11 protein-coding genes are annotated in these 12,597 nt (G+C 58.6%); 8 read left to right on the top strand and 3 right to left on the bottom strand.

Annotated features, from left to right (window positions below):
• On the bottom strand, positions 1–2,292 hold a 2,292-nt coding region (locus BP869_RS09255; RefSeq protein WP_342678971.1), incomplete at its 3' end, for a PAS domain S-box protein.
• A 390-nt stretch (positions 2,293–2,682) separates the two neighbouring features.
• Here BP869_RS09255 and BP869_RS09250 point away from each other — a divergent pair.
• The 3 genes from BP869_RS09250 (at position 2,683) to BP869_RS09240 (ending at position 5,097) form a co-directional block, all read left to right on the top strand.
• On the top strand, positions 2,683–3,075 hold the full coding sequence (locus BP869_RS09250) for an HIT family protein (RefSeq protein WP_342678969.1): 393 nt from the start codon (positions 2,683–2,685) through the stop codon (positions 3,073–3,075).
• A gap of 267 nt (positions 3,076–3,342) precedes the next feature.
• Positions 3,343–4,470 carry an aldo/keto reductase gene (locus BP869_RS09245; RefSeq protein ID WP_342678967.1) on the top strand — a complete coding sequence of 376 codons (1,128 nt, stop codon included), beginning with the start codon at positions 3,343–3,345 and terminating at the stop codon, positions 4,468–4,470.
• 51 nt (positions 4,471–4,521) lie between these two features.
• Positions 4,522–5,097, top strand: a complete 576-nt coding sequence (locus BP869_RS09240; protein ID WP_342678965.1) for a flavodoxin family protein — start codon at positions 4,522–4,524, stop codon at positions 5,095–5,097.
• 4 nt (positions 5,098–5,101) lie between these two features.
• On the opposite strand, the gene BP869_RS09235 is transcribed toward BP869_RS09240, so the two are convergent.
• Positions 5,102–5,290: a hypothetical protein gene (locus BP869_RS09235; RefSeq protein ID WP_342678963.1), complete on the bottom strand. Its 189-nt coding sequence runs from the start codon at positions 5,288–5,290 to the stop codon at positions 5,102–5,104.
• A gap of 57 nt (positions 5,291–5,347) precedes the next feature.
• On the opposite strand from BP869_RS09235, the gene nudC reads away from it, so the two are divergent.
• The 3 genes from nudC to BP869_RS09220 all read left to right on the top strand — a co-directional run bounded on the left by nudC (position 5,348) and on the right by BP869_RS09220 (position 8,768).
• Positions 5,348–6,181, top strand: coding sequence for an NAD(+) diphosphatase (gene nudC / locus BP869_RS09230; protein WP_342678960.1), 834 nt, complete (start codon positions 5,348–5,350; stop codon positions 6,179–6,181).
• A 70-nt stretch (positions 6,182–6,251) separates the two neighbouring features.
• Positions 6,252–8,432, top strand: coding sequence for an adenosylcobalamin-dependent ribonucleoside-diphosphate reductase (locus BP869_RS09225; protein WP_342678958.1), 2,181 nt, complete (start codon positions 6,252–6,254; stop codon positions 8,430–8,432).
• 69 nt (positions 8,433–8,501) lie between these two features.
• On the top strand, positions 8,502–8,768 hold the full coding sequence (locus BP869_RS09220) for a hypothetical protein (RefSeq protein WP_342678956.1): 267 nt from the start codon (positions 8,502–8,504) through the stop codon (positions 8,766–8,768).
• Between the two features lie 7 nt (positions 8,769–8,775).
• Here the strand turns inward: BP869_RS09220 and BP869_RS09215 are convergent, their stop codons facing one another.
• Entirely contained in the window at positions 8,776–10,239 is a 1,464-nt protein-coding gene (locus tag BP869_RS09215) for a TrkH family potassium uptake protein (RefSeq protein WP_342678954.1), read from the bottom strand.
• 382 nt (positions 10,240–10,621) lie between these two features.
• On the opposite strand from BP869_RS09215, the gene BP869_RS09210 reads away from it, so the two are divergent.
• On the top strand, positions 10,622–12,025 hold the full coding sequence (locus BP869_RS09210) for an AAA family ATPase (protein WP_342678952.1): 1,404 nt from the start codon (positions 10,622–10,624) through the stop codon (positions 12,023–12,025).
• A 76-nt stretch (positions 12,026–12,101) separates the two neighbouring features.
• On the top strand, positions 12,102–12,597 hold a 496-nt coding region (locus BP869_RS09205), incomplete at its 3' end, for a hypothetical protein (RefSeq protein ID WP_342678950.1).

Raw genomic sequence — 12,597 nt, 5'->3', positions numbered from 1 at the left:
GATGCTGTTCATGATCGTGAGCTTCCCGTTGGTCCTGGCAAGCGACTCCGAGTAGCGTTTGAGTTCATCAGTGTACATTTTAAGTTCTTTTTCAAGAACAAGTCGTTCTGTGAGATCTGTAAGGAGGACAAGAGTAGCGTCCCGGTTTCTGAAGGTAATGGGGGCGGCCCGCAGGGTCACCTGAAGGCAGTCGTCTGTCGCGGTCCTGACGCCGATCTCGAATGATCGACATTTCTGGCCCGTGAAGGCGTCCTGTATGGCGATATCGAAGTCCTGCAAAGAAGACTCTGCAATGATGGAACGCATTGCTTTCCTGCTGAGAGCACGCCGCGTGCACCCGAGGGCGGCTTCGGCGGCAGGGTTGGCGAAGATGATCTCCCCTTCTCGCGTCAGCACGAAGATGTACTCCGGGAGGCCGTCGATCAGTGCCCTGTTCAGGTCTGCACTCTCCTGTGCCGCGGCCTCGGCCTGCTTCCTTTCGGTGATGTCGCGCAGGGTGACCGCGATCGCTTTCCTTTCTTTCCAGGTGATGGTGCTGCTGAGGCCCTCGACCTGCCGCCCCCTCCCGGCCGGGGTGACAAATGTGTATTCCGCAGGAATTGCGTCCGACCCCCCGCGTACGGTCAACAGATCCCTGAAGACGGCATGCGCCGAGTCCTGGTGGACGAATTCGAGGATACTTCTGCCGATGCAGTCTTCGGTAGATGAGAGACCTACCAGTTCGCAGGCGGCCCTGTTGGCATAAACGACCGTGCCGTCTTCGCTGAGGATCAGGACGCCGTCACGGATAGCTTCCAGAAGGGTGGTGAAGAAATTTTCCCGCTCGCGCAGGCTTTGTTCTGCCTGTTTTCTCTCGGTGATATCGCTGAAACTCCATACCCTGCCTGTGGTCTCGCCGCCGATCGTCTGGGGTCGGGTAAAATACTCGATCGTCCTGCCGTCGGTGCACTCGAGAACGCTGTGTTGTTGTGTACTGTCTGGCCTTTTGCAGATGTCCCGGATCAGGCTGTAGGTCTCGTCCGGATCCTTCAGTTGTGCGGCTATCATCTCGAGAAGAGCCCTGCCGTCGCCGGGGGCAGGGCATGTTTCCGGAACCCCCCACATCATCCTGAAGATTCCGTTGCAGGCGATGGGCCGGCCATGCTGGTTGGTAGCGAGGATGCCATCCTTCGTGGCCTCAAGTGTAGCACCAAAGAGGGCTTTGCTCCGGGAAATTTCCTCCTCCGCCTGTTTTCTTTCCGTGATGTCGCGGAGCGTCCCCTCGATGCCGCATGCTGATCCGTCTGCACTGCGGATGAGGCGGGCATTGAGGGAAAAGATCATCTTTGTCCCGTCTTTCCTCAGCAGATGAACCTCATGGTCGTGGAGATGCTCGGAGGCGAGGAGCAACCGGCCTGCCTCCTCTGCTTCGGCAGGATCGGGGAAAAATGCCGTCACGTTCTGCCCTCTCGCTTCGTCGGGTACCCATCCCAGGATCTCTCTGCAGGAGGGGGAGAGCATCTTGATGGTTCCGTCCATTCCGGTCCTGAAGTACAGGTCTATGAAAGAAGAGAAGATGGAGCGATAGTCCTCCTCGGCATTTTTTGTTGCCCGGGGGTCCAGGCCGGAGAGGATCAGCGCGGGGCTCTCTCCGATTACGCAGAGGTCTGCTGTGATATCGAGGATCCTCTCGTTCCCATCCTTTTGCAGTACCCTGATGGTATATCGCTCGGCCGGCAGAGCACCTTCAAGACGCCGCTGTGCCCGTGCCCGTGCATCTTCCCTCTCGGCAGGGTGGACAAGGTCTATAAGGTCGATTGCCTGCAGTTCCTCCCTGCGGTAGCCGGAGATCTCTTCTACGGCATGATTGGCATAGATCAGGTTTCCATTGCGGTGGATCAGGATCCCGACACTCGTTCTATCTGCAATGGCTCCGAATAGTGTCTCGATCTGATGTGCTGTATAATATGGCCTTTGATGATCTCCGGCAGCACCGATGAGGCCTGAGATCAGGGTTGCCGACTCGTCTTTCCGGTGCCCCTCCGATACCCTGCTCCTGCCGTCAAACTCATCATAGAAGATGAACGGGGCATGGCATCCTTTTTCCCGTGCCGCCTGCAGGAGATCGACTCCATTCATGCCCTGCATCTCACATCCTGAAAGTATGGCGTCAAATGGCTGATCTTTCAGGAGCATGAGTGCTTCGTCCCCTGAACGTGATGTCGTGACCGAGAAATCGCCTGTTTTTTCGAGGTATTGACGGATATGGTCGATTGCCTCGGGTTTTTCATCGACGCAGAGAAGGGATATCATCAGGTTCGCCGGCAGGTGTATAGTGCAGAGTTAAAGTTTCATTATATATTTACACTGTGTAATATTTATACCTTGTAATCTCATGTCGCATGCTGTATATCTTTTATGTTATTTTTTTGATTTTTACCCCTTTTTGGGTCTGAATACGGTCTAAAATGTTCATTTTTGCCCGGGGCTCTCTATGGGCAATGAGGGGAAAACTCGTGCGAGTGCCATAATGCCGCCGATCCATGCCTCGATCGCGGCGAGAATGGTGCCATCCTCGTACCTCAAGACCCTTCTTCGCCAGGGTCGTACCTGGTTTCATTGAGGTTAGTCTTTGCCAATGCCTCTGCCTGCATGCTGTCGCCGGACCGCTGCATTCATCCCTCTGTGGGTGGAAAAGCCTGTATGGGCGATGACTCACGAAAGAACGGCCCCTGCCCCTTCTGCGTTCCCGCTCCCGCCGACATCGTCGTGCAGAACGCCCTCGCCTACGCGAGGGCCGATGCCTTCCCGGTGAACCCCGGCCACACACTCATCGTCCCCTTCAGGCACGTCTCCTCCTTCTTCGAAGCGACTGAGGCGGAGCGGATAGCCCTCATTGACCTCCTCTCCCGCTGCCGGGACGTCCTGGAGGAGCGGTACCACCCTGACGGCTGGAATATCGGCGTCAATGTCGGCCCCGCCGCAGGGCAGACAGTGCCCCACCTCCACGTCCACCTCATCCCGCGCTATGCCGGCGACGTCCCCGATCCCAGGGGGGGTGTCCGGGGAGTGATCCCGGAAAAAAAGATGTATTGATGGTTTCAGGAGATCGAGACGCTCCAGTTCCCATCCGACACGACGTTCAGATAGTAGGGGCCTTTCTCCTGGATGAAAACCGTACCTCGTCATAGGATCGGGGATGCATCGGCCCAGGTATGAGGGTTTCTACAAAGCCGTATGAATGTCTTTTTGATCTGTATCTTTCGTACATGCGGAGGACAGATGCTCTCCGGCCATTCCTGGAGAATCCGCTCGCGGCAGAAACCGGCAATAAAATGACTCTGGCCGACGGAGATCAATGGAATGCTTTCTCGAAAGATACCATCATCCGGAGAGTCCCTCCCCGTCCTCGGCATGGGCTGCATGCGCCTGCCACAGACACTCGCGGGCCGCATCGACGACGAGGCGGCCATCGCCCTGATCAGGGCGGCGATCGACGGCGGGGCGTCGTACATCGATACGGCGGTGCCCTATCACGAAGGAGAGTCCGAACCAGTCGTCGGCAGGGCCCTTACCGACGGGTACCGCGAGAGGGCCTTCCTTGCAACGAAATTGCCCGCAAAGAGAGTGGAGTCCAGGGAAGACATGGACCGCCTTCTGGACGAGTCTCTCCGGCGCCTCGGCACCGACCACCTCGACGCCTACCTCATCCACGCCCTCACGAAGAGCAGGTGGAACAGGCTCTGGGACCTGGAGGTCGACCTCTTCCTCGACGAGGCGAAGGCCGACGGGAGGATCCGGTACGCCGGCTTTTCCTTCCATGACACTGCCGACGCATTCCGGGAGATCGTCGACGCGTACGCCTGGGACCTCTGCCAGATCCAGTACAACTATCTCGACACCGGCTACCAGGCCGGGACCGCGGGCCTCAGGTATGCCGCGGAGAAGGGCCTCGCCGTCGTCGTGATGGAACCCCTCAGGGGCGGCATGCTTGCCGCGCCGCCCGATGAGGTCAGAGTGATCTTCGATGCTGCCCCTGTCCACCGGAGCCCTGCCGCGTGGGGCCTGCGCTGGGTCCTCGACCACCCGGAGGTGACGACCGTCCTCTCCGGCATGAACGTTGCGGTGCAGCTTGCCGAAAACCTCGCGGCCGCGGAGGAGGGCCTGCCCGGATCCCTCTCCCCCGGCGAGCATGCGACCGTCAAAAGGGCCCGCGACGTCTTCAGGGAGAAGACCCGCGTCCCCTGCACGGCCTGCCGGTACTGCATGCCCTGCCCCGGCGGCGTGAACATCCCCGAGTGCCTTGCCCGCCTGAATGATCTCGCCCTCTTCGGCGACCGGGAGCATGCCGCGTTTTTCTACCGCCACGTCCTCGGCGATACAGGGTATGCCTCTCTCTGTGCCGAATGCGGCGCCTGCGAGCAGATCTGCCCGCAGGGGATCAGGGTGATCGACTGTCTGCACGAGGTCGCCGACCTCTTCGGGCGGTGAGGGATAGTCATATGAAGACCACGCCCAACTATCGCACACAGGAGACATGAGATGAAAGTCGTCGCATTCAACGGGAGTCCCAGGAAGGACGGGAACACCGCCCGCCTTCTGGTGGCCGTCCTCACAGAACTTGAGAAGGAAGGCATCGAGACCGAACTCATCCATATCGGCGGGAAAAAAGTTCACGGCTGCACAGCCTGTGCGAAATGTTTCGAGAACCAGGACAGGAAATGCGTCATCGATGACGACTTCGTCAATGACTGCATCGCGAAGATGGCAATCGCCGACGGGATCATCATCGGGTCGCCGACCTACTTCGCGGACGTCAGCACCGAGACGAAGGCCCTCATCGACCGCGCCGGCTATGTGGCCCTCGCCAATGGCGGCATGTTCACCCGGAAGGCTGGTGCGGCCGTCGTCGCCGTCCGCCGCGCCGGCGCCGTCCGTGCCTACGACACCATCAACCACCTCTTCGGGATCTCGCAGATGGTCACGGTCGGTTCGTCGTACTGGAATATCGGCATCGGGCTTGCGCCGGGCGACGTCGAGAAGGACGAGGAGGGCCTGCAGACGATGCAGAACCTGGGAAAGAACATGGCCTGGATCCTGAAGAAGATCCGGGCCTGAGAGATTACAAGATCCCGAACCAGACGGTATACGAGATGAGGACCATCGCGACGAGGGCGACGACAAGTCCTTTGTACAGGCACCCCGGACAGATCTGGATCCGGCAACCGATGCATTCAGGGCAGAAACCCTGACTGCAGATCCGGCACCGGCCGGTGATGGTCTTTTCAGGGTGGCGATCGCACCTCTCCATGCCGCCCCATCTCCTCGTTTCCAGATAAACATGCCGGAGGTACATACTATCGATCCCATGACCAGAACGCACTTTGCCGCAGAACGCCTCGTATTCCACCCTGATAGCCCGTCCGCCTGCCCGCCCTGCTGGATTCTCGTCCGGGGAGGGGAGGTGCTCTGCCGTGAGGACGGGTCGCCCATCCTTTCGTCCCTGCCCGACGGCGTCGACCCTATGGGTGCCATCCCTCTCGGCGCCCTCGACGGCGTGCCCTTCTCCGCCCTCGGGACAGGGACCGTCCCGGCCCCTCTCAGGCCCGTCACCCTGCGCGATCTCTTCGGCCGCGTGGACGGGGAGACCCTGGCCATCGCGGGGAGGGCCGTCCACCTCGTTCGCTTCGACGGGGAGAGCCGTTTCTGCGGGAGGTGCGGAGGGCCGACTGTCTGGAAGGAGGACGAGGTGGCGAAGGTCTGCACGAGGTGTGGCGGGATCGTCCACCCGCCGGTGAGCCCCGCGGTGATCATTCTCGTCAGGCGGGGCCGGGATATCCTCTTCGTCCGTTCGCCCAGGTTCCCGCCCGGCCGCTACTCCCTCGTCGCCGGCTTCGTCGAGCCAGGCGAGACCCTCGAGCACGCCGCGGCGCGGGAGGTCGCGGAGGAGGCGGGCGTCTCCATCAGAGGCCTCCGCTATGCCGGGAGCCAGCCCTGGCCCTTCCCCCACTCCCTGATGGCCGGTTTCTTCGCCGAGTATGCAGGCGGCGAGGCGCGGCCGGACGGCGTGGAGACCGAGGAGGCGCGGTGGTTCTCCCCTGACGCACTGCCCGACCTCCCCGGCAAAATGAGCATTGCATGGGCCCTGATCGAGAGGCACCTCAGGGACGACTCCCCTGATCCCCCCGACCCGCGTGGGTGACTATAATTTTCTCGAAGACCGATCTGATCTAGGGAACAGCTCCGGACCCGTATTTTTATGGTGCACCACAATGACCGATTCAGTAGTTGACAGTATCCTTGCGGCCCGTTACCTCCGCAAGGGCGAAAAAAACTTCGACGACATCTGCCGGCGGGTGGCGACCGCACTCGCCCGCGACGATGCCGAGAAGGAAGAGTATTATGACGCTATGCACTCCCTCTCCTTCCTCCCGAACTCCCCCACCCTGATGAACGCCGGCACCGAACTCGGCCAGTTATCGGCCTGCTTCACCCTCCATGTCGGCGATTCGATCCCCGAGATCTTCCATGCCCTGGAATGGGGAGCGCTCATCCACAAGAGCGGCGGCGGTACCGGCTACAATTTCTCCCATATCCGCCCGGAGGGCGCGCCCGTCCAGTCCACGGACGGCGTCGCCTCAGGCCCCATCTCCTTCATGAAGGTCTTCAACGCAGCCACCGACGTGATCAAGCAGGGCGGCCGCCGGCGCGGGGCGAACATGGGCATCCTCAATGTCTGGCACCCTGACATCCTGCGCTTCATCCACGCGAAGAACGTCGAGGGTGAACTCTCGAACTTCAACATCTCGGTGATGGTCAATGACCGGTTCATGGAGTTCGTCGAGTCCGGACAGCTCCAGAAGGTCTGGATCACCCACCCGTATACCGGCGAGGAGATCACGGTCGGCGCCATCTGGAACGGGATCGTCGACGGCATCTGGCGGAACGGCGAGCCCGGCATCCTCTTCTACGACGAGATCAACAGGGAGAACCCGACACCGCAGCTCGGGTCCATCGACACGACCAATCCATGTGGGGAACAGCCGCTCCTCCCCTTTGAGTCCTGTGTTCTCGGGTCCATCAACCTGGCGAAGTTTGTCAGGGACGGCGCCATCGACGAGGGGGCGCTGAAGGGGATCACCCGCATGGCCGTCCGCTTCCTGGATGCGGTCATCGACAGGAACGTCTTCCCGATCCCGCAGATCGAGGAGGCGACGAGAAAGACGAGAAAGGTCGGCCTTGGTCTGATGGGCGTCCACGACGCCCTGCTGATGCTCGGCATGCCGTACGACTCCGACGAGGGCCGGGCCGTCTGCGACCGGGTGATGGACCTCATGACCAGGACCGCGGTCGAGGAGTCGCACGCCCTCGCCGCGGAGAAGGGCACCTTCCCGGCCTTCGAGGGGAGCATCTGGGACGAGTATGCGATGCGGAACGCCGCGCTCACCACTATCGCCCCGACAGGCACCATCTCCCTCCTGGCCGGGTGCTCCTCGGGGATCGAACCCGTCTTCTCCTATGCGTACACCCGGAAGAACACCGTGGGCAAGACCTTCGTGATGCTCCACCCGATCTTCGAGGCAGAACTGCGGCGGGTCGTCGGTGGCATGGGCCTCACCCCTGAGGAGACGGAGAGCAGGGTCAAAGAGGTGATCGAGCACGTCCACGAGACTGGCACGATCCGTGACGTCGCCTGGCTCCCGGCCTCCTTCAGGCACCTCTTCAGGACCGCCCTCGACATCGACTGGCGCGACCATGTGCGGATGCAGGCCGTCTTCCAGGGGCATGTCCATGCCTCCATCTCGAAGACGATCAACATGCCGAACTCGGCGACCCGCGAGGAGATCGCTGAGGCCGTCCTCATGGCCTGGAAGAGCCACCTCAAGGGCATGACCATCTACCGGACAGGCAGCCGTGAGGACGTCGTCCTTGCCCTCAAGGAGAAGAAACCGGCGGTCGAACCCGAACCTGCGCCAGAACCGAAGGCACTCCGCCCGAAGGAACTCTCCGGCAAGACCTACCTCTGCCAGTCCGGCTGCTGCCGGCTGTACATCACCGTCAACCTCAGGGACGGAAAGCCCTGGGAGGTCTTCATCAGGACGGTCGGGAGCGGCGGCTGCGAGGCGAACTCCAATGCCCTCGGCCGCGCGATCTCCACCGGCCTCCAGAACGGCGTACCGTACCAGAAGTTCGTGCGGCAGTTCGCGAAGGTGAACTGCATTGCCGCCCTCAAGAACCCGGAGGCAGAGGGTCTCTCCTGCGCCGACGTCGTCGGCAAGTGCATCGACCTTGCGGCCTCGAAGCAGACGATCACCACCCTCGACACCTGGAAGATCGCCGACGTCACCGGCAAGAAGAAGAACCTCTGCCCCGAGTGCGGGGCAGAACTCGACTTCGGCGAGGGCTGCAACCAGGGGATCTGCAAGACCTGCGGCTGGAGCGGCTGCAGTTAAATCCTTTTTTTGCCGCGCACGATACCAATCCTTATATACCCTGTCCGTCTACTTTCAGCCGGGAGTTTTATGGCCGGTCAGAATACTATCGGTGCTGTTGCCGTTACATCAGGGGACAAAATAAAGTACGTCGTCCTTGACCAGCCTCTTTTCGAACTGCTGGCCCAGATCAGGTCCGCGCCCGATAGCGAGTGGGAGCACGACCTCTGCCGCTGTCTCCGGGCTGCCGATTTCGGGTCGTCTGTCGTGCACGTCGAAGACGAGCGCCTGGAACCCCTCTTTGCGACGCTGGACAGGCACCTCGCGGCCGCGGCGCCCGAACGCCCGGCGCCCTGACTATTCCTCAGTCGAACCCCCTTATCGCCCCGACGGCGAGGACGATCACCGGCACCATCTCCAGCCGTCCGAACCACATCAGGAAGATGAAGAGCCATTTCGAGACCGGACTGATCTCGGGGTTTGCAAAGCCGGTGGAAAGCCCCACATTGCACATCGCCGAGACGGCCTCGAAGGTGACGTCGGCGACCTCGAAAGGTCCGGCGGCCTGGAGGTGGAGGAGGATGAGGCTTGCAAGAAAGCCGGTGAAGATGAAGAGGAAGATGGTGAGCATCGTCTTTGCCACCGTGAACTCGGCGACTGTGTGGGGAATGGTCCGGCCCTCATACCGGAAGGGCACGATCGCCCTGCTCGAGTGAAAGATGCGCCTGAACCACCAGACAAGGCCGTCGAAACCGGTGATGATCCGCCCGATCTTCATCCCGCCCGAGGTGCTCCCCGAGGAACCGCCGATGAGCATCAGCAGGGTAATGAAAAGGACAGTCGCCCCTGTCCATTCGAAGGGGTTTCCGTTCTGAAAACCGGTGCAGGTGATGGCGCTTGTCACCATGAAGAGGGACTGGCGGAGGGCCGTCTGGAGGTCGAGGAGGTTCTTCGTCACCAGGTCGAAGGCCGTGACCAGGGTGCCGGTGGCGACGAGGAGGAAGAGCACCCGCGCCTGGGGATCTTTCAGGATGTGGATCCTCCGGTGGCTGTGGAGCATCAGGTAGTAGAGTTTGAAGGGCAGGGCTCCGGCGAGCATCACCGGGATGACGAGCATTTCGAGGAGGATATTGTTGTAATACGTAATGCCTGCGGTGTGGACGGAAAAGCCGCCTGTGGCGATGGAGGTCATGGCGATGTTGACGGCGTCCCAGAGGGAGACCCCGGAGAGGAGGATGAGGATGGTGGAGAGGGCCGTGATCAGGATGTAGATCTGCCACATGTTCGCCGCCGTCGCAACGACGCCCGGCATCAGGGACTCAGACCTCCCCTCGTACCTGTACAGCCCCCTCTGGAGGGTGCCCGACCGCCGGGAAAGGGCGACAGTGAAGGCGACGATCCCGATGCCGCCGAGCCACTGCATGAAGGACCGCCAGAAGAGGAGGGTCTTTGGTGTCCCGTCCACGTCGGCGATGAGGGTGAGGCCGGTGTCGGTCCATCCCGACATCGCCTCGAAGACGCTGTCGGTGAAGGGCATGTGGTGGCCGATCGTGAAGGGGAGGGCGCCGACAAGGGCGCAGACAAACCATATGCAGGCGACAGCGGCGATGGCGACGGAGAGGTGCGCCTGCCCTGCCGGAACCCGCAGGGGGGAGAGCAGGCCGCCGATGATGAAGAACGCAAGGGGTGCGGTCATCATCGCCGGGAGGAGGTTCCATTCGTGGTATATGGCCCCGACGACGAGGGGCGTGAGGCAGACGAGCCCGATCAGGAGGAATATCCTGCCCATGTCCGGGAGGATCGCCGCGATCTGGTCCCTGCCGCGCATGGTACCCGCTTCGCCCCCTGTTTTTTCATCAACTTTCCGGTGGGGATGATCGTCGCGGTGAAGAAGTACGGCGGCGACCCCCAGCACCCGGATTCTTCCGGATGATTCTATTGAATGAGGTGTGAGTCTGAATTTTACAATTAATTTTCCGATACGCGTTCAAAGACGCATGTCTCACACAAAGTTGCATTGGACAACAGAGCGAATCAGCTCAACCCGAACAAAAAAGTCACGAAGTCCGACAAAGGTATGAAGTGAACACCTGAAAAAACGGTTTTCATTTTCCGAAAGGGCTTCAAATCGTAATAACTGCCCCTTTTTTGTTAAAGTAATTGTGGCAACATTAAATAAAAACAGAAGGTTTATTACTTCACATCTTGATATGAAATATGCGATGGTCATAAGGGAAAGTCTTTCGGCAATTCAGTCCTCTTTCAGGTCTATTTTTAAGGAGCGGGACGATGAAATACGGGGGGCGCTCCTTGGAATAGTATCCGGGGAGCATGTACTCTTTCTCGGGCCACCGGGAACGGCCAAAACATACCTGGCCCACACCATCTGTAAGTCGATTGAGGGGGGCACATTCTATTATTATCTGCTTACCCGCTTTACAACGCCCGATGAAATATTCGGCCCTCTTTCGCTGAAAGCCCTCGAGCAGGATGAGTTCCGGCGCAATATTGAAGGATGCCTGCCGACTGCGCACATCGCCCTCCTCGATGAAATCTTCAAAGCAAACAGTTCCATCCTCAACAGCCTTCTGACCATCCTGAATGAGCGAAAGTTCCACAACGGGAAAAATATTCTGGATATCCCTCTGCTCTCGGTCTTTGGCGCATCAAACGAACTCCCGGAAGAGGATGAAAATCTCGAAGCTCTTTATGATCGGTTCTTGCTCCGGTACTCTGTCGACTACATTCAGGATGAGAAGAACTTTTTCGAATACCTCACCGGAAGCAGCGACGGCTTTACGCCCTCCACAACACTGTCGATCCAGGATGTCAATGCCCTCCGGGAAGAGGCGCAAAAATTGCCTGTTGACCCGGACGTCCTGAACAGTATTTTAGCGCTCCGGAAGGAGTTACGTTCTGTGGAAATTAGCATTTCAGACCGTCGATGGAAGAAGATCCTTCATGTACTGAAAGTCGCAGCCGCAGCAAATGGAGATACGAGCGTCAACCGCACAATGCTCCCTCTGCTCCAGCATATGCTCTGGACAGTTCCCGATCAGCGAGAGCAGATCAGGAAACGTATTCTGGATGTGGCCGTTTCTGGCGGAATAAACGCTTACCAGCTGGGCAACGAGGTGAGTGACTTTGACAAAATAAGTCGGTCTGTCCAATATTCATATGATCCGAGCCAGAAACTCCCCCAGACCGTGGCTTGTAAAAATTGCAATAATAGGTTCGGCACAGTGTGGGATCTTGTCAGGCATAGCGAAAAGAATCCGTCCCATATGTATTATACAAATTCAAATTGGCAAACGTATAATGCGACTGACACGCTCAGATCACTTGGAATAAAACCAAACACGATAGACCACTCTAAATACAAGATGCTGATTCGTGAATATAACGAAATTTTAGAGAAAAAGAATAGATTAAAGCAGTCATTGGAAACTGAAACGGCGGATTTAAAGAACAATCTCAATCAAAATATCTGGATCTCTCGAAGAGATGTCGATGAAATTCTCCTCAGGCACGAAGAGAAGATCAAAGATCTCTACGCAATAGAAGAAAAGATGGCAGATATCGAGAAGAATATTGAATGCCGGTATAAATCCTGAACATGCTTCGCACAGATCCGACTGCGTCATTATTGGAAATTTGAGATAAAACTCCCCGCAAGAACGCGTGAAAAGAATGGATGAACATTCTGTATCTGGAATAGAATCCCCCTACGAATTGAACCAGCTATCACAGATCGTGAAAGGCGATCTGAATACTATCATTGCGGTTCCCCGTACTATCCCTCGCCGGGTTCGTGAAGATATCGCAGAAATATGTGCATCAGAACTTATCCTGGGGGATCATTACGAGATCCGGGATGCCCAGCGCTTCATAGAGCGGTTTGGCGTGTTTTACCCTCTATACCTGAACCTTAAACGGAACCGCGCCTGGTCGGATCTTCGGAACCTTGCCAAGAAAAGCCCCTTTGCAGGTATTCAAGCACTGAAGGTTCTCCTCCAAAAGACGTTTGACATCATCGACCGTTTCTCGCAACACTCTCTGCACCTCAAAGACTCAACTGACCAATCATTGCAGGATGCGCTGAACGAACTTTCCCGGCTCCTTGAGCAGACGCAAGGGATCTGGGAGAACCCGGAACCGGAAGGAGATCCCGATCTCCCCCGGGCTG

The sequence above is a fragment of the Methanofollis sp. UBA420 genome (assembly GCF_002498315.1).
Classification (GTDB): domain Archaea; phylum Halobacteriota; class Methanomicrobia; order Methanomicrobiales; family Methanofollaceae; genus Methanofollis.
The sequence above is the reverse complement of the archived record's forward strand: the minus strand, read 5'-3'. Positions and strand labels throughout refer to the sequence as shown.

Excerpts from the sequence above, each read along its gene's own strand:
- BP869_RS09235 (WP_342678963.1), bottom strand. The coding sequence starts at position 5,290 with ATGGAGAGGTGCGATCGCCACCCTGAAAAGACCATCACCGGCCGGTGC.
- BP869_RS09225 (WP_342678958.1), top strand. The coding sequence starts at position 6,252 with ATGACCGATTCAGTAGTTGACAGTATCCTTGCGGCCCGTTACCTCCGC.
- BP869_RS09245 (WP_342678967.1), top strand. The coding sequence starts at position 3,343 with ATGCTTTCTCGAAAGATACCATCATCCGGAGAGTCCCTCCCCGTCCTC.
- BP869_RS09240 (WP_342678965.1), top strand. The coding sequence starts at position 4,522 with ATGAAAGTCGTCGCATTCAACGGGAGTCCCAGGAAGGACGGGAACACC.
- BP869_RS09210 (WP_342678952.1), top strand. The coding sequence starts at position 10,622 with ATGAAATATGCGATGGTCATAAGGGAAAGTCTTTCGGCAATTCAGTCC.
- BP869_RS09215 (WP_342678954.1), bottom strand. The coding sequence starts at position 10,239 with ATGCGCGGCAGGGACCAGATCGCGGCGATCCTCCCGGACATGGGCAGG.
- BP869_RS09220 (WP_342678956.1), top strand. The coding sequence starts at position 8,502 with ATGGCCGGTCAGAATACTATCGGTGCTGTTGCCGTTACATCAGGGGAC.
- nudC (WP_342678960.1), top strand. The coding sequence starts at position 5,348 with ATGACCAGAACGCACTTTGCCGCAGAACGCCTCGTATTCCACCCTGAT.
- BP869_RS09250 (WP_342678969.1), top strand. The coding sequence starts at position 2,683 with ATGGGCGATGACTCACGAAAGAACGGCCCCTGCCCCTTCTGCGTTCCC.